This window comes from Rhodospirillales bacterium RIFCSPLOWO2_02_FULL_58_16, assembly GCA_001830425.1.
Classification (GTDB): domain Bacteria; phylum Pseudomonadota; class Alphaproteobacteria; order Rhodospirillales; family 2-02-FULL-58-16; genus 2-02-FULL-58-16.
In genome coordinates this window covers 14,096-30,395 of sequence record MIAA01000027.1, presented here as the reverse complement: position 1 = coordinate 30,395, position 16,300 = coordinate 14,096, and the positions used below count along the sequence as shown (strand labels likewise).

19 protein-coding genes, 1 tRNA gene and 1 pseudogene (1 of these 21 only partly in view) are annotated in these 16,300 nt (G+C 59.1%); 10 read left to right on the top strand and 11 right to left on the bottom strand.

Going from position 1 to position 16,300, the window contains the following annotated elements; genetic code table 11:
* Positions 1 to 70 precede the first annotated feature (70 nt).
* On the bottom strand, positions 71 to 1,060 hold the full coding sequence (locus A3H92_08235) for a protein CapI (GenBank protein OHC74782.1): 990 nt from the start codon (positions 1,058 to 1,060) through the stop codon (positions 71 to 73).
* A gap of 146 nt (positions 1,061 to 1,206) precedes the next feature.
* Here A3H92_08235 and A3H92_08230 point away from each other — a divergent pair, with 146 nt between their 5' ends.
* From A3H92_08230 to A3H92_08200, 7 genes are all read left to right on the top strand, one after another.
* The gene (locus A3H92_08230; GenBank protein OHC74781.1) at positions 1,207 to 2,415 is read left to right on the top strand and encodes a hypothetical protein; all 1,209 of its coding nucleotides are present in this window, start codon (positions 1,207 to 1,209) and stop codon (positions 2,413 to 2,415) included.
* 9 nt (positions 2,416 to 2,424) lie between these two features.
* Positions 2,425 to 2,805, top strand: a complete 381-nt coding sequence (locus A3H92_08225; GenBank protein ID OHC74780.1) for a hypothetical protein — start codon at positions 2,425 to 2,427, stop codon at positions 2,803 to 2,805.
* A gap of 96 nt (positions 2,806 to 2,901) precedes the next feature.
* Positions 2,902 to 3,924: a hypothetical protein gene (locus tag A3H92_08220; protein ID OHC74779.1), complete on the top strand. Its 1,023-nt coding sequence runs from the start codon at positions 2,902 to 2,904 to the stop codon at positions 3,922 to 3,924.
* Positions 3,921 to 4,604: a phosphatidylserine decarboxylase gene (locus A3H92_08215; GenBank protein OHC74778.1), complete on the top strand. Its 684-nt coding sequence runs from the start codon at positions 3,921 to 3,923 to the stop codon at positions 4,602 to 4,604. Before A3H92_08220 ends, A3H92_08215 begins: the two co-directional genes overlap by 4 nt.
* Before the next feature lie 4 nt (positions 4,605 to 4,608).
* Positions 4,609 to 5,430 (top strand): CDP-diacylglycerol--serine O-phosphatidyltransferase, encoded by an 822-nt coding sequence (locus tag A3H92_08210; protein ID OHC74777.1) that lies wholly within the window; start codon positions 4,609 to 4,611, stop codon positions 5,428 to 5,430.
* A 28-nt stretch (positions 5,431 to 5,458) separates the two neighbouring features.
* The gene (locus tag A3H92_08205; GenBank protein OHC74776.1) at positions 5,459 to 6,487 is read left to right on the top strand and encodes a hypothetical protein; all 1,029 of its coding nucleotides are present in this window, start codon (positions 5,459 to 5,461) and stop codon (positions 6,485 to 6,487) included.
* Positions 6,484 to 7,221 carry a 23S rRNA methyltransferase gene (locus tag A3H92_08200; protein ID OHC74775.1) on the top strand — a complete coding sequence of 246 codons (738 nt, stop codon included), beginning with the start codon at positions 6,484 to 6,486 and terminating at the stop codon, positions 7,219 to 7,221. Before A3H92_08205 ends, A3H92_08200 begins: the two co-directional genes overlap by 4 nt.
* Before the next feature lie 36 nt (positions 7,222 to 7,257).
* On the opposite strand, the gene A3H92_08195 is transcribed toward A3H92_08200, so the two are convergent.
* Genes A3H92_08195 through A3H92_08185 form a run of 3 tightly spaced genes read right to left on the bottom strand, consistent with a single transcriptional unit; the run spans position 7,258 to position 10,984 of the window.
* Positions 7,258 to 7,926, bottom strand: coding sequence for a hypothetical protein (locus A3H92_08195; protein ID OHC74774.1), 669 nt, complete (start codon positions 7,924 to 7,926; stop codon positions 7,258 to 7,260).
* Between the two features lie 5 nt (positions 7,927 to 7,931).
* Complete coding sequence (locus tag A3H92_08190; GenBank protein OHC74773.1) at positions 7,932 to 9,269, bottom strand: methylenetetrahydrofolate--tRNA-(uracil(54)-C(5))-methyltransferase (FADH(2)-oxidizing) TrmFO; 1,338 nt, start codon at positions 9,267 to 9,269, stop codon at positions 7,932 to 7,934.
* Entirely contained in the window at positions 9,266 to 10,984 is a 1,719-nt protein-coding gene (locus tag A3H92_08185; GenBank protein ID OHC74863.1) for a thiamine pyrophosphate-binding protein, read from the bottom strand. Before A3H92_08185 ends, A3H92_08190 begins: the two co-directional genes overlap by 4 nt.
* Before the next feature lie 136 nt (positions 10,985 to 11,120).
* On the opposite strand from A3H92_08185, the gene A3H92_08180 reads away from it, so the two are divergent.
* Together A3H92_08180 and A3H92_08175 are read left to right on the top strand one after the other, a co-directional pair.
* Positions 11,121 to 11,402: a plasmid maintenance system killer gene (locus tag A3H92_08180; GenBank protein ID OHC74772.1), complete on the top strand. Its 282-nt coding sequence runs from the start codon at positions 11,121 to 11,123 to the stop codon at positions 11,400 to 11,402.
* Positions 11,403 to 11,422: 20 nt separating this feature from the next.
* Entirely contained in the window at positions 11,423 to 11,770 is a 348-nt protein-coding gene (locus tag A3H92_08175) for an addiction module antidote protein, HigA family (protein ID OHC74771.1), read from the top strand.
* On the opposite strand, the gene A3H92_08170 is transcribed toward A3H92_08175, so the two are convergent.
* The 7 genes from A3H92_08170 to A3H92_08140 all read right to left on the bottom strand — a co-directional run bounded on the left by A3H92_08170 (position 11,697) and on the right by A3H92_08140 (position 15,931).
* On the bottom strand, positions 11,697 to 12,473 hold the full coding sequence (locus A3H92_08170) for a short-chain dehydrogenase (protein ID OHC74770.1): 777 nt from the start codon (positions 12,471 to 12,473) through the stop codon (positions 11,697 to 11,699). The genes A3H92_08175 and A3H92_08170 overlap by 74 nt on opposite strands.
* 20 nt (positions 12,474 to 12,493) lie before the next feature.
* Positions 12,494 to 12,569: transfer RNA gene (locus A3H92_08165), tRNA-Glu, on the bottom strand.
* Positions 12,570 to 12,648: 79 nt separating this feature from the next.
* Complete coding sequence (locus A3H92_08160) at positions 12,649 to 13,173, bottom strand: hypothetical protein (protein OHC74769.1); 525 nt, start codon at positions 13,171 to 13,173, stop codon at positions 12,649 to 12,651.
* 8 nt (positions 13,174 to 13,181) lie between these two features.
* The gene (locus A3H92_08155) at positions 13,182 to 13,601 is read right to left on the bottom strand and encodes a hypothetical protein (protein ID OHC74768.1); all 420 of its coding nucleotides are present in this window, start codon (positions 13,599 to 13,601) and stop codon (positions 13,182 to 13,184) included.
* A gap of 5 nt (positions 13,602 to 13,606) precedes the next feature.
* Positions 13,607 to 14,719, bottom strand: a complete 1,113-nt coding sequence (locus A3H92_08150; protein OHC74767.1) for a hypothetical protein — start codon at positions 14,717 to 14,719, stop codon at positions 13,607 to 13,609.
* Positions 14,720 to 14,797: 78 nt separating this feature from the next.
* Positions 14,798 to 15,103, bottom strand: coding sequence for a hypothetical protein (locus tag A3H92_08145; GenBank protein ID OHC74766.1), 306 nt, complete (start codon positions 15,101 to 15,103; stop codon positions 14,798 to 14,800).
* A gap of 9 nt (positions 15,104 to 15,112) precedes the next feature.
* On the bottom strand, positions 15,113 to 15,931 hold the full coding sequence (locus A3H92_08140) for a hypothetical protein (protein ID OHC74765.1): 819 nt from the start codon (positions 15,929 to 15,931) through the stop codon (positions 15,113 to 15,115).
* A 308-nt stretch (positions 15,932 to 16,239) separates the two neighbouring features.
* Between A3H92_08140 and A3H92_08135 the strand changes: the two are divergent.
* Positions 16,240 to 16,300: pseudogene (locus A3H92_08135) on the top strand (hypothetical protein) (it continues 347 nt past the right edge of the window).

The window sequence follows — 16,300 nt, the reverse complement described above, 5'->3', positions numbered from 1 at the left end:
TTTCCTGCTTGATTTTCATAATATAGTGCATGGAACGTGAAAAAGACGTTAACAACCCGGCAAAATTTGCCTAGTAATTTTCATAATAATTTCGATACCACCGGACGAAACGGGGAATGCCTTCCTCGATGGTGGTTTTGGGCATGTAGCCGAAGTCGCGCCGGGCGTCGGCGATGTCGGAGTAAGTCTCCTTGACGTCGCCGGGCTGCATGGGCTTGAACGCGATCCCGGCCTTTTTCCCTAGTTCTCTTTCGATCAAGGCGATGAAATCCATGAGGTTTTCCGAGCGGCTGTTGCCGATATTATAAAGACGGCACGGCGGCCCATCTCCTTTTTTGCCGATGGAAGGCGGGTGGTCGAGGCAGCGCAGCACGCCGTCAACGATATCGTCGATATAAGTAAAGTCCCGCTTCATATCGCCGTTATTGAAGACGGGGATCGGCTCGCCGGCCAGTATCTTGCGCACAAATATAAAGGCCGCCATATCGGGCCGCCCCCAAGGGCCATATACCGTAAAGAAGCGCAGCCCCGTCTGCGGCAGTTCAAAAAGATGAGCATAGGCATGGCTCATCACTTCCATTGCCTTTTTGGTGGCGCCGTAAAGGGACAACGGGGAGTCGGTGCGGTCATCCACCGCGAACGGCATTTTTTCGTTAGACCCGTAGACCGATGATGACGAGGCGTAAACCATGTGATGAAAAGGTTTCAGCCGACGGCAGGCTTCGAGAAGCACCAGATGTCCCTCGATGTTGGCGCGGGTGTAGGCGTAGGGGTCGATCAGGGAATAGCGCACCCCCGCCTGGGCCGCCAGATGAACGATTCGGTCGATATCCCCGTGGTTTTTGATCAGACTATCCACATCGGCGCGCTCGGCGATATCCAGACGCTCGAAGGAGAACCCGTCCTCATCCTTGAGGACGGCGAGGCGCGCCTTTTTCAGGGAAACATCATAGTAGTCATTCAGGTTATCAACGCCGACCACCCGCTCGCCCCGCTTAACAAGCGCTTGGCAAACGTGAAAACCGATGAAGCCGGCGGCGCCGGTAACCAGGACCGTCATGTTTATGTCCGTCGCAAAAAGATATTGCCATCCATATAACCGTCGGCGGCGCAAAAATCACGCCCTAAGACGACAATCGGCGGCATTATATCGGGTTAACTTCAAAACCTTGACACTATCGCGGCAACATTGGCTATAAGGTAATTATGCCGCTGCAAAAAAACTTCACATATTGGCGTCAGCGTATCGAAGAAACGCCGGATGCCGACAAGTTGGACGGCACCGTGCGGGACGCGGTCATGGTATTGCTGGAATCTCTCCAGGCAAACCCGGAGACCTATTCCGAGCTTTCCAAGCAGGTCATCGAATTCATCTCTAAAAAGCAGGACTTTACAGAAAGAAAACAGCGGGCGCTGAAGGTGATTGAGCCTCTTACCCAGATCAGTCGGGCGGCGGCTCTCGAAACAGCCGCCAGGGCGCTCACCCAGTCCGCCAAACCCGCTTTGGCGGTCGTCCCCGCTGAAAATGAGGCGGAAGACGCGCCCAAGCTCAACGCAAGCTTTGAGGCGGCATTCACCGAAAGCTTGTGCGCTTTTCTCCGCGAGAAGCTCACGCCCTGGCAAATCACTACGGAACATTCGACGCCGTTGCCGTTTATCCTGGCGCCGGGATTCGCCGATGTTTTTGAAAAGGCCATCCGCGCCTACATCATACCCGCCGTGCTCGATAATCGCCGCATCAGGATTATGGCTCAGAGCATGAACATGGAAGAAGCTGACGAAAACGCCTTCATGGCCGAATTTGAAAAGCCGCTGAAGGAAAACGTCGTCCGCTACGTCTGGGAAAACCGCTGGGATAACATCAAGAATACCATAAGCGCCATAAACAAGGCCGAAGAGGCAAGAAAGAGGGACAAACATAAAAAAAAGTCCCTGCTTAATGTGTTCAAACGCGATAAGAAAAAGACTTACCTGACCACCGCGATCAAACTTAACGAAGAACTTGAAAAGGAAGCCTCGCAGGTCTGGGACATCATCAAGACCGGCGCCGTAGAGAACAATTTCGACCCGCCGGATATTACCGACATCATGGTCTATAAAGCTCTGCCTGAATACGACCCTGAAAAAATCCGCAACGGCATGAATGGAATCAGGCAGATGCTGCGCCAAGAGATTACCGAGGGCGAGGGGCGTGACGGATCGGGGCGCAAGTTCATGTGTGACCTGATCAATAAAATGCCGCCCCATTGCGGGGAACTTCTCTCCCTTTGGGCCTATTTCGCCTGTCCGCAGGATTTCTCGACTAAAGTCCAGAAATCGTTCGTCGCCTCTCAAGGCACCACCGCCGACTCCCGCAGACGCCGTCTGCCCGTTTTTTTCCGCTGGGTTTCCACCGATGCCGGCGGATTATCCTGACCAACGGCCATGCTGAAGAAATTTGTCTCCAAGGCCATAATGTCGCTGGTCACGGGGAAAAGCGCCGCTCCCAAAAACCAGAATGAATTACTGTGTCCGGACGAGAGAGTTGCGAAGCCGGTCGAGCCGGATCGTCTGTTTGATGCTTTAACCAGACTGGAGAAGGCCCTTGACGAAGGAACCTTGAATGCGGCGCCTGCGGCTCAGGGGCGACCAGCGCCGCCCGGCGGCGGCAGCAGCCCGAAAATAACGGACACCCGCCGGGCATTGATCCGTCAGGCCCTGGCGACTCAGCGCGACAAGGCAAAAGTCCTCGGCGACCTCAGCCCCGATGACAGGCTCAGGCTCCATCTGATGGCGAAAAAACTCATAATGCCCGGCAAGAAGTAGGGCAGGCGTTGCGCCGTATGAAGCGCCGTATTAATGTAAACGACGTAAGTTTATGGCGGTTCCGATCAGGGACGCGCTTGGCTTGAGGTGATTTTAGTGAATCGTCCGCTGTTGCTCGCCGTTATCGGCGCCGGCGTCGTCGCCGTCGCCATCGGATTGAACTTCCCCCTGTGGCGGAACGGCGGCGACGATATGCAAAATGCCCGACCGCCCGCAAAACAGAAGGCGGCTCCCGCGACAAAGCCTGAACAACCCGCAAAAGCCGCTCCTGTCGTTCCGCCGAGTTTTGACATTGCCCGCATCAACCCCAAGGGAGATACCGTCATTGCCGGAAGGGCTATGCCCGGCAGCGTCGTCGCCATCCTGGACGACGGCAAGGAAATCGGAGTTGTTACTGCCGATGAGAGCGGCGAATGGGTGTTTATTCCCGCCAAGCCGCTGGAGCCGGGCAGCCACCAACTAAGCCTGGAAATGCGTTTTGGGGGGGCGGCGCCGCTGGCCTCTGCGGATATGGTCGTGCTGGTGGCGCCGGAGAAGAACAAGGATATTGCCGGTCGTGAAACGGCGGAGCCGTCCCAGGCCTTGGCGGTGAAGGTCGCCAAGGACGGTCAGGGCGCCGGCGTCGTGTTGCAGAAACCGACGCCTTCGGCAAAAGAAAATATCTTCTCCATTTCCATCGACTCCATCGACTATGGCGACTCCGGCAAACTGTTTATCAGCGGTCGTGCGGCGGCCGGCGGATTACTGCAAATTTACCTGAACAACGGCCTTATCGGCCGCGTCCGGGCCGGCGGCGACGGCGGCTGGCGCATGAGTCCCCAATCAGTGATCGCGCCCGGCGACTACTCCCTTAGGGCCGATCAGGTGGATGCCGCCGGCAAGGTGCTGGCGCGGATTGAAATTCCTTTCACCCGCGCCGAATCGCCGAAGGAAAAAAATGCCGCTACCGTTATTGTCCAGCCCGGCAACAGTTTGTGGCGCATCGCCCGCAATACCTATGGTCAAGGAACGCAGTTTACCGTCATATATGAGGCCAATGCAGAGCAGATCAAAAACCCGGACCTGATTTATCCGGGACAAATTTTTACCTTGCCGTCAAAACAAGGAAACAAAGATTGAAAACCATCCTGGTTCCCGTCAACCGCGCCGGTCTGCCGTTTATCGCTTTGTTCGCGGCGGTCTCTGTGGCGTTGGCCCTTGTCGCCCGGCCCCTGGGCTGGGTCGGCGTTGTTTTGACCCTGTGGTGCGTCTATTTCTTTCGCGATCCGCAGCGGGTGACGCCGACCCGTCAAGGGCTGATCGTCAGCCCCGCCGACGGCGTTGTTCAGTTTATCGACCGGGCGCCGCCGCCGCCGGAACTGGATATGGGCGACGAAGCGAGGCTGCGGGTTTGTATCTTTATGAATGTCTTTAACGTTCATGTGAATCGGGCGCCGTGCGACGGCGTCATCACCAAGCTGGTCTATACGCCGGGCAAGTTTTTCAACGCCTCGCTGGATAAGGCCAGCAAGTTCAACGAACGCCAGGGCGTACGCATGAAAACGGCGGAAGGTCACGACATCGCCTTCGTCCAGATTGCCGGACTGGTCGCCAGGCGCATCCTGTGCCTGCTCAGTGAAAATCAGACGGTGCGCGCCGGTGAGCGTTTCGGTCTTATCCGTTTCGGCAGCAGGGTCGATGTCTACCTGCCCGAGGGCGTGTCGCCGCTGGTCGCCGTCGGACAACTTACGACGGCCGGAGAGACCGTCATCGCCGACATCAACGCCAAGGAACCGCCGCGCGTCGGGGAGGTGCGTTAGAAACATGGCAAGACGCCCTCGCCGCCCTCGCCTGAAGGGGCTTCCCTTCAACAGGATGATCCCCAACATCCTCACTCTTATGGCCATGTGCTCCGGCCTGACGGCGATCCGCTTCGCCATTCAGGACAGATGGGAACATGCGGTGCTGGCTATCGTCGTCGCCGCCATTCTGGACGCCCTGGACGGTCGCGTCGCGCGCATCCTCAAGGGCACCAGCAAGTTCGGCGCCGAGTTGGACTCGCTGGCCGATTTTGTCAGCTTCGGGGTGGCGCCGGCGATAATCCTGTATCTATGGACGATGAAAGACGCCGGCAGGGCGGGATGGTTGCTGGTGATGTTGTTTTGCGTGTGTTGCGTGCTCAGGCTGGCGCGTTTCAATACCAATATAGATGAGCCGGGCGCCCCGCCCTGGTCCTATAATTTCTTTACCGGAGTTCCGACGCCGGCGGGCGCCGGACTGGTGCTTTTGCCGTTGATCTTTTCCCTTCAGTTAGGCGATGGCTTTTTCCGGCAGCCGTGGGTGACATCGATCTTTCTGGTAACGGTGGCGGGACTGCTGGTCAGCCGCATTCCCACTTTCGCCTTCAAGAAGTTCAAGGTTCCCATCCCTTGGGTGTTGCCGATGATGCTGATCGTCGGTCTGGTTGTCGCTTCGCTGGCCAGCGCCCCGTGGGCGACTCTGTCGATCAGTTTGTCCGTCTACCTTGTAACTATTCCGTTCTCCGTTCGCGCCTATGCTTCCCTGCAGCGTCAGGCGGAAGACATCCAGGGCGCCGCCGTTAATCCTGCCGACGGTGATAAAAGTAAAGAAAATCTATCCAAATAGCTGGGGGGCTATCCGGGTGTCGCGCAAAGTGGGGATTTATCCGCAGGAAGAATGCGCCGGCGACGCCGACTTGCGTAGCGCGCCCGCTTACGCGGCAATCGATCTTGGAACCGGCAATTGCCGCATGTTGATGGCTTCCTCCGTTAATGGAGAGCTTTGCGTTTTTGGTTCATTCTCGCGCATCATCCGCCTGGGCGAGGGATTATCGACCGGCTCCCGCCTCGGCGACGCCGCCATTGAACGCGCTATCGACGCCCTTAAGGTTTGTTCCGCAAAAATACATAAAGGAAAAGTGCGTCGAATCCGCGCCGTCGCCACCGAGGCTTGCCGTCGCGCCGCCAACAATCGGGAGTTCGCGGAAAAGGTTAAGGCGGAAGCCGGGATCGTTCTGGAGACGATATCGGCCAAGGAAGAATCTGAATTGACGCTTGCCGGTTGCGCAATATTGTTGAGCGCCGATACTCCCTACGGGCTGATCGTTGATATCGGCGGCGGCAGCACCGAATTGATGTGGATCGAGTTGACCCAAGGCCGACCGCCGCGATTGCTTGATATGATATCGATTCCATTAGGCGTGGTTGCTCTGGCCGAACGTTTCGGCTGCGATGCGATATCAAGCCGTTCTTACGCCGAGATGATGAAGCTGATCGATACCGGCCTGTCGGATTTCGACGCCAGGAACTCGATTTACGGCGAGATCGCCGGCGGCAAGGTTCAGATGCTGGGAACGTCCGGCACCGTGACTATGCTCGGCGGCCTGTATCTGGATCTGCCGCACTACAGCCGCTCCATGGTTGATGGTCTGGACATGGACGTTGAGCCTGTCCTGGCTATCGCTTCCCGCCTCGCCGCCATGAACCGCGCCGAGCGCGCCGTCATTCCATGTATCGGTCGCCAGCGCGCCGAACTGGCGGTGGGGGGGTGCGCCTTTCTCGAAGCCATTCTGCGGCGCTGGCCGGTGAAGCGGCTGCGCGCCGCTGATCGCGGCATCCGCGAGGGGTTGCTGCTTGGGATGATGGCCGAGGACGGCGAGCTTTCTTCCGGCGCCGGACGATGACCGCCGGTCGGGGCAAGGGTTCAAAGGGCGGCGTACGTCTAAGCGGTCGGGGCGTCGCCACCCGTGTAAAAACGGCCAAGAAACGCAAGACCTCTTCAACGCTTTGGCTCAAGCGCCAACTCAACGATCCCTACGTTGCCGAAGCCGCCCGGCGGGGCTATCGCTCCCGCGCCGCCTTCAAGCTGATTGAACTGGATGACCGTTTCCATTTTCTCAAGCCGCGCTCAAGAGTCGTGGACCTGGGCGCGGCGCCGGGAGGATGGACCCAGGTCGCCGTCGAACGGGTGAAGGCGGATAAGGGCGAAGCCTTGGTGGCGGCGTTGGATATTTGTGAAATGGAGCCGGTAAGCGGCGCCAAGATCATTCACTGTGACTTCCTTGATGACCAAGCCCCGGCCCTTATCAGGGAAGCCCTCGGCGGTCCGGCGGATACGGTGCTTTGCGATATGGCGTCGCCGGCCACCGGCCATACCGCCACCGATCACTTGCGGATCATGGGCCTGTGCGAGGCGGCGTTCGCCTTCGCCTGCGAGATACTGGCGGCGGACGGAGCATTTGTCTGCAAGGTGCTGCAAGGCGGAACCGAACAGCAGCTTCTCGCCGATATCAACCGCCTGTTCAAAAATGTGCGCCACGCCAAGCCGCCGGCAAGCCGCTCAGACTCCGCCGAGATGTATCTGGTGGCGATGGGGTTTAAGGGGGAGTGCGCATCGAGGTCAGGTCTTGAATTGTGAATTTGCAAGCTGCGTGACCTCAGCCCTGTTTCAAAATCATCCCGTTTTATCCGCCTCAAACGCTACGCCTTCATAGACAGCTCCCAACAGAATCTCGATGCCGATGGATGAGAGGAGGAGAACTGCGTCTTTCCCCTCCACGTCGATAACAGTCCAGGTTTCTGCCGAACGACGCCACTGTTCCGCCTTGACGGCATCGGATGAAATAAGAATGATTTCTTTGACGGATGGTATCCTGCGATAGTCCGGCAGCTTGATTGCCCGGTCATGGGCGGCAGTAGACGGCGATAGAATTTCGATAATTACGACCGGGTCGAAAACATGAGCAGAACCGGCTGCCGGCGGCGTACAACTTACCGCAAGGTCGGCTTGGTAGTAGGCGTCATCCCTGCCGGGAATTCGTATGCCGGCTTCCGAAAACCCACCGCATGGAGGCCTCAACCGGCGTGCGATCTCGTGACCGCAGTTGAAGGCTATCTTGCTGTGCCCCGGTCCCGGCGGAGCCATGGCGAAAACTTCGCCGCCCACCAACTCGTATCGAGCGTCGGCGTCACCGTCCCAGACCAGGAATTCCTCCACCGTCATTCGGGCAGGTGGCTGCTTTAGCGCCGTGCGTCCCACGCTGATGCCTTTCTCAAACCTTGCCGCATGGTTGGAACTATAGCAGATTTCCCCATGACAAGGGAAACCGTAATCGCCGGACATATGGCTTAAGTAGCCTTCAGCCATGCGTCCAGCGCGTCCAGCGCTCTTTTGGACATGGCTTGTTTGCGGTCGCGGCCTTTTAACAGGCGGCCCTTGTCGTTTCTGGCGTCGATGGGGGGGAACAGGCCGAAGTTGACGTTCATCGGCTGAAAGGTTTCCGGGTTGGCGCCGCCGGTGATGTGGCCGAGAATAGCGCCCAGCGCCGTTTCCGGCGGCGGCGGCGACGGCTCCCGGCCAAGACGCTCCCGACCGGCAAAACGGCCGGCCAGCAGGCCGACGCCGGCGCTCTCGACATAGCCTTCGCAGCCGGTGATCTGCCCGGCGAAACGAATGGATTGTCGTAAACGCAACGTGCCGTCCAGCAGTTTGGGGCTGTTGATGAAAGTGTTGCGGTGCAGACCGCCGAGGCGGGCGAACTCGGCCCCTTCCAGGCCGGGGATGGTGGTGAAAAGGCGTTTCTGCTCGCCATGGGTCATCTTGGTCTGGAAACCGACCATGTTGTACAACGTCCCCAGCGCATTATCCTGACGCAGTTGGACCACGGCGCGGGGTTTGGTCTGCGGGTTGCGGGGGTTGGTCAGGCCCACCGGCTTCATCGGGCCATAGGCCAGTGTCTGCGGCCCCCGCGACGCCATCACCTCGATCGGCAGGCAGCCTTCAAAGTAGGGAGTGTCCTTCTCCCAGTCGCGGAAATCGACGGTGGCGGCGGTGGTCAGGGCGGCGACAAAGGTCTCGTATTGGTTATGATCCAACGGACAGTTGATGTAGTCGCTGCCCTCCCCCTTGTCGTAGCGGGACTGAAACCAGGCCTTGGTAAAGTCGATGGAGTCCTTGTAAACAATCGGCGCCAGGGCGTCGAAGAAGGCCAGCGAGTCCTCGCCGGTCATCCGGCGGATGGCTTCGGCGAGCGCCGGCGAGGTCAGCGGCCCGGTGGCGATGATCACCGAATCCCGGTCATCCAATTCGGTGACTTCCTCGCGCCTGATGGTGACCAGCGGTTCGTCTTCCAGCGCCTGCTGGACCGCCTTGCTGAACCCCTCCCGGTCAACGGCGAGGGCGGCCCCCGCCGGCACCTTGTTGGCGTCGGCGCAGCGCATGATCAGCGATCCCATCCGCCGCATTTCCTCGTGCAGCAGGCCGACGGCGTTGTATTCGGCATCGTCGGAGCGCAACGAGTTGGAACACACCAGTTCGGCCAAGTTGCCGGTGACATGAGCCTCGGTCAGACGATTCGGACGCATCTCGTGAATGATCGCCGGAACGCCTAAACGGGCCGTCTGCCAGGCGGCTTCCGAGCCGGCCAGACCGCCGCCGATGATGTGAATCGGTTGAGAGTTATTCATGACGCCGACGGATGAAGCGCCGCCGCCCTGACGGCGGATAGGGTGGTGCGGGTGTTGATGATATCGGGATCGTATCTCAACTCGATCAGCGCCGGTTTGCCGGAGGCGCGGGCGCGGGAGAACGCCGGGGCGAAGTCCTCGGTTTTCTTTACCCTTTCGCCGTGAGCGCCGTAGGCTTCGGCCAGGGCGGCAAAGTCGATATCATAGAGGTCGGTGCCGATGACGCGCCCCGGATGGCGGCGTTCCTGGTGCATGCGGATGGCGCCGTACATGCGGTTGTTGAAAACGAGAATTATCGGGGCAACGCCGTACAGCGCCGCCGTCGCCAGTTCCTGGCCGGTCATGGCGAAGCCGCCGTCGCCGACCATTCCCACCGCGCACCGCTTGGGATCGGCGATCATGGAAGCTACCGCCGCCGGCACGCCGTAACCCATGGCGCCGCTGGTCGCCCCCAGCATCCGGCGTCCGCCGCCGAAAGTAAGAAACCTCTGCGGCCAGCCCGAGAAGTTGCCGGCGTCGACGGTGATTACCGCATCGGCGGGCAGCATTTTGTCCAGCTCGACCATGACCCGGCCCAGGTCCAATGGTCCGCCGGAGGCAGGCGGCTCAAAGTTCTTTATGTAGTCATTGCGGGCTTCCTCGGTCCACCGGCGCCATTGCCTGCCGGCTATCGGCTTGAGGCCGGCGGCGGCGGCGGCAAAGCCGGCCATAGCCGAATGGATAGCCAGATTCGGGTGAAAGACGCGCCCAAGTTCTTCGGCGGACGGGTAGACATGGATCAGGGTCTGTTCGGGCGTGGGACAGCCGATCAGGGTATAGCCCTGGGTGGTTTTCTCGCCGAGTCGCGCCCCCACCGCCAGCAGCAGGTCGCTGTCCTTGATGCGCCGGACCAGCGCCGGGTCGGGGCTTATGCCCATCTCGCCGATGTAGCAGGGATGGCGATTGTCCGGCAGATCGTTGCAGCGGAACGAGGCGCATACGGGAAGGGCGTTGGCCTCGACGAAGGAGGCGATGTCGAGGCGCGCCTGCGAAGTCCATCCGCCGCCGCCGAGCATTGCCACAGGTCGCCGGGATTTCGCCAGCAGCTTCATCATCGCTTCCATGTCGGCGGCGTCGGGTTCGGCATGGGTCGGCTTGAAAGGGCCGACGTCCGGCGCCCCGGTTGTCTCGCGCAGCATGTCTTCGGGCAATGCCAGCACTACCGGGCCGGGGCGTCCCGAAACGGCGTCATGAAAGGCGCGGGCCATGATTTCGGGAACCTGTCCGCTGTCGTCAATCTGCTCCACCCGTTTGGCCAGCGGAGCAAACATGCGCCTGAAGTCAACTTCCTGGAAGGCCTCGCGGCCTATGTTGGGGCGCGCCACCTGTCCGATCAGCAGAATCATCGGCGTCGAGTCCTGGAAGGCGGTATGCGCCCCGATGGCGGCGTTGCAGGCGCCGGGTCCGCGAGTCGCCATGCAGACGCCGGGCTTGCCGGTGAGCTTGGCGTAGGCCTCGGCCATATTGGAGGCGCCGTGCTCGTGGCGGCAGGCGATCAGCCTGATCCGGTCGCTTACGTCATGCAGCGCGTCCAGCACCTCCAGGTAGCTCTCGCCGGGTACGCAGAACACGGCATCGACGCCGTGGGCGAGCAGGGAGGCGACAACCAGACGCCCGCCGGTTCGGGAAGGGTTGGCCGGGAACTTCGGGTGAGCGTCACAATCCTTTTTCGGCATACGGAGATGAATAACCGAAGCTTTTCCGTCCTGAAAGCGGTAAAAGAACAAATCACCGAATTTACCCCGCCGGTTGCGGATGTGAAATTATTATGTTGTACGGACTGCATACAACCGCTACAATGAGAATTGACGGATGATCAGGTCATTTAGATGCAAGGATACCGAGAAAATCTGGAACGGTGAAAAGTCCCGCAAGTTTCCCGGCGACATGCAGGATCGGGCCTTGCGGAAACTGCGTCAGCTTGATGCCGCGCAGACCCTTGATGATCTGAAAAATCCGCCCGGCAACCGGCTGGAGCATCTGAAAGGCGACCGCAAGGGCCGGATGAGCATCAGGATTAACGATCAGTGGCGCGTCTGCTTTGTCCGGCGGGATAACGAAGTTTTTGATGTCGAGATTGTGGATTATCACTGACGGGAAAAATAGAGAAGAACATGGCTAAACTTTTGAAAAATCCGCACCCCGGCGAAATCCTGCAAGAGGAATTTCTGGAACCGCTGGGCCTGTCCCAGAACGCGCTGGCGCAAGCCATCGGCGTTCCGGCCAACCGGATCAATGAAATCATTCGCGGACGGCGCGGCATTACCGCCGACACCGACCTGCGCCTTGCCAGGTTTTTTGCCCTGTCCGAAGGGTATTGGCTGCGCCTGCAAAATGTCTACGACATGATGGAAGCCCGGCGTGAAGTCGGCAAGGCTATCGGCAAGATCAAGCCTTTTTCGGCATCCGGTTCAGCAGCCGATCCGCCATCCGCGCCGGCAGGACGCCGATTATACGCATGACCATGTACATAGGCCATGGGAAGGCGATCAGCGGCCGGTCGCTTTCCAGTCCGTGAATGATCTTTTGCGCCGCTTTCCCGGCATCCATCAGGAAAGGCATGGGGAATTTATTTTCAGCGGTCATGCGGCTGACGACGAAACCGGGGCAGATCACCGATACCTGAACGCCTTCCGGCGCCAGCAGGCCGCGCAGGGCCTCGCCGTAGGCCTTTACCGCCGCCTTGCTCGCCGAATAGGCGGGAGCGCCGGGCATTCCGCGAAAGGCGGCGATGGAACTCATTATGGCCAGTTGTCCACGTTTGCGGGGGCGCATCAGGGCGATGGCCGGCAGCAGCGTATTCAGTACGCCGGTCAGATTGACGGCGAAGATTTCACGGACCTGTTCCTCGCTCTCGCCGGCGGCGCCGCCGCTGCCCGCCGAGGTTCCGGCGTTGGCGATGACCAGGTCCAGCGGATGCCTGTCATCGGCGTCTTTTATCCACTTGAGCATCGCGGCGCGTTCGGTGACGTCGATGATTCCGGCGACGACCTCGGCCCCTCGGCGGCGGCAGTTTTCGGCTGCCGCCTCCAGCCGTTCTTCGTCACGGCCCGATATCGTCAGAAAGACGCCCGGCTTTGCATAAGCCATGGCCAGCGCCTCGCCGATGCCGCTTGAAGCGCCGGTAATCAGGATGGAGCGCAACGCCTTGCGGTTTTCGGTCATGATCGGCTGACCTTGATGACTGGCGTCCCCAACGGGATTCGAACCCGTGTTACCGGCGTGAAAGGCCAGTGTCCTAGGCCTCTAGACGATGGGGACTAGAGAGTGTCGGTGTCGTAAACGGCATTCGTCAAAAAATCAAGCCGTTTAGGCCGCGCCGCTTATATTAACGGGCGCTCTACCAGAACTTTTTGATGCTGGTGACGCCGAACAGATTGATGTATCCGGGAATTACTGCGTCGTCATCGTCAATCCTGCCGTCCTTGGCGTTAAGGTGGCAGGCGCCGCATCTGGCCTTGGAGCCGACTTCTTTCTGAGTAAAAACCTGATCCGGGATGCCGCTGTGCTTTTTGATGAAACGCGGCGTCGTGGTAACTTTGAGCGGCGGATTGCTCAAGTCCACGCCCTCCATGAACTTCTTGGCCAACCTGTTGTCGTCCACGTCGGCGGCGTTAGCGACATGGTAGTCGGTGACCTTCTTGAGGACATCCTGTTCCAGGGCGGCGTTCTCGCCGAAATGGTCGGCCAGCCCGTCCATGATGATCTTCCACGACTTTTGGGGAAGCATCTGCGGATAGTACAGCATATGGCACTCGCCGCATTCCCTGGCGACGGCCTCGTCGGCAATCGCCGGGAATGGTCCGCCGGCCAGAGCCGGCAGCGCCGACAGCGTCAAAAGGATCGCCAGTACAAATTTCATCATGCTTATCCTTACTGGCCGGCCATAAAGGTAATAAAGTCGCCCTTCTCAATGGGCGTACATTCACGACCGATAACGCTGGGGCAGTTGCGGCCGAACCACTTGTCCACCTTCTTGGGATCGGTGTAGCGGTCGGGGGTCTTGGAGACGCCGATGGGGTCGATGGGCTTGCCGGCGCGGGTCTGGCCGCCGGACTGGGGCGTCGTGCCGTGGCAGGACGTGCATGCCGGAGTTTCAGGCGAGCCTGTGCCGAAGTTTTTGGTAAACAGGGCTTTGCCGCGCTCGGCGGAAAAAGCCGAAAAGCCGGGGTCAGCCGCCTTCGCCTGGGCCGCCAGATCGCCAAGGATGGACTCGCGGGGTCCGGCGAAAGCGGGGGAGGCCAGGAGTCCGCCGACGGCGCAGGACAGAACAAAAACGCTGATTTTTTTCATGATTGTCAGTTCTCCGGAATGTTGATTTTTTGATCATCGAAGCGGCCTGTCGCCGCGTCCTTGTGGCAAGCTATGCAGTTCCCTTTTCCTTTAACGCTCCTACGTTTGAATACGATATCGTTGACTTTCTCATGTTTGATTACCCAATAAGGACTCTCTGAAATTTGCAGAGGCTTTTCCGGAGAAACCTTAAGGAAGCGGTTGGAAGCCTCGGTGTCCCAGTAATCCCCGGCGTATGAACTCAGATACGCGGTTATGTCGCGGACTGTGGCGTCATCCAGGGTGGCGGCCTCGCCGAAGTGATCATCCAGACCGGACATCAATTCTTTCCAGGATTTTTCCGGCAACAGACTGGGGTGATAGGCCATGTGGCAGTCGCCGCACTCCGTATTGTATACGGGGAAATCAGGCAGCGCCTGGTGGCCGACAGGCGGCATCTGGCCCAGAAATCCCAGAATGGCCCCCGCTATTGCCGTGAACAGGACCATCGTAATCATCGCCGGCAAGGGACGGGAAGCGCGGTGTTCGGGAACCGGCGTCCCGTCAGGCAGCGACTTCATGCCGGTGATCATCGACTTCACCAGGTTTTCTTTGGTTATCCAGCACTCGACGATGACGCCGACAACATGGCCGACGATCATCGTCATCAAGGTAATTACCAGAAACAGGTGAATGTTTTTAGCGGCGTTGCCTAGGGGATAGCGGGCGATTCCGGCCAGCGGACCCTGCTTTTCCTCGCCGCCGAGGACCAACAGGCCGCTGACGTTGATGACGACGAGGAAGATCATCAGGGCGAAAATCATAACGGCGCCGGTGGGATTGTGGCCCAGATAGTGGGGCGGGCGCATCATCAGCACGCCGCGAAGGTGCTCAACGATTCTGCGCGGCGGAAAGACGAAGCTGCCGATGCGGCTGTATTCCGAACCATAGACGCCCCAGACCAGACGGAAGACGATCAGGACAACAATGCCGTAGCCGGCCCAGATATGAACGCCCATCCACCATTCCGGAGACAGGAAGCCGGTGATTATGCCGAGAATCACCAGCGCCGCCAGCAGCCAATGGAATATGCGGGTGGGAGCATCCCAGACTTTTACATTGTGACTGCCGTCGGACATGGCTGCATTACTCCCTTCGACTCAACTTAATACATTGTTCAATGTGAATTAATGCTGAGCGGGCAATTCATCCTGTGTTCATCTTTGCCGAGAGGTATTTTCAGGCCGTTTCCCGATGATGACAAGGTCGTTGGTTTTCAGGTCGGAAATCAGGGCGGCAACGTCGTTCCTGATGTTTTTCCTTCCTGCGTCCGGAAAGGCTTGATGGATGACGGCGCAGGCCTCGTTAACAGAGATCGGATCGGCCAGCAGCGTCCACAGGGCGGCGGCCAACGGGTTCAGGTGATACAGCGATTTGTTGTCGGCACCGACGAGAAAAGTTGCGTCATCAACAGTCCTTTCAACGACATTCGGGTTGCGGACATAGCGCCGGGTAAGGTTCATGTTCCGATCTTATTCCCGAGCGAAGGCATCGCGCAACACGCGGGCGCCGTCATCGCCGGAAGTGTAGTGCAGGGCGTAGCATCGGGCGGATTCGACGACGGCGTGCAGACGGTCAAGTATCTTGATCGCCGGCACGTTGCCGGAAAAGTTTCGCATGATGGAATCCCTGAGGGTGTCGCTTTTTTTGGCCGGGACCAACTCGGTTTTTCCTCCCGGATCACGCTTGAGCATAATGATATTGCGGATCGGCGCCGTTGTTCCCAGCGGCGCTAATTCATTCTCCTTCAGGCCCACATAGAGAAAACGGTCGTTTTGCAATCCTTGGCGGCGGGCGACGAAATCATGAAAAATCTTGCCGGCGTCGTCGGCAAGGGGCAAGCGCAAACGCGGCAGGATTCCTGGCGCAATGCCGTTATTGCTTGAGTTCTCCAAAGGGAGGACATCATCGGCGAACAGCCGTGCGCCGTGCGCCGCCAAATGGACGGACAGGGTGCTTTTTCCGGCCTCGTAGGCGCTGGGAAAGATCATCAGGTCGGAGGTGAAAGCCGCCGCCGCGCAATGAAGGCATAGTTGCGGAATCCCGTCTGAAATGTGGTATCTGATCAGGTCAACCAGAAAATCACAAACGGCGTCAACGCCGTCCGTGAAGACGGCCGGTTTATCGACCCATGGCGATTTGCGGCGGTATCCCTTGTCGGTTTTCTCGATCTCGATGATCGGCAACGGCGATCCGCCGGACGCAACCTCCCGGATTTGCCAGCCGCGAAGAACCGCCATGATCATCGGCTTTAATTCCCCGCATCCGATCAGGGAAATCGGTCGGGACATTCCTTCAAATGAAAGGAGCATTTATATTATTCATCGTCGGTTAATGATCGCTTTGTCAAACTATACGGTAAGGTTCGCATGAGCGCGACATTTTGTCCGGGTTGAATTATAAAACATGAGGGATGTCACGATGACCACCACCGAAAACCTTATCGAACAGACCGTTCCGACTGATGAAACCTCCAAGGAAACTTGCGAAATCAACGAGGGCCGCAGGGCCGCGCTGACCAGGCTTGGCCTTACCGCGCTGGCCGTTTACATGGCGCCGGCATTGCTGGGACTCACCCCGGCCTCGGCTTCCGGCGGCGGTGGCGGCGGCGGCGATGGTGACGGCGACGGTGACGGCGATGGCGACGGCGACGGCGATGG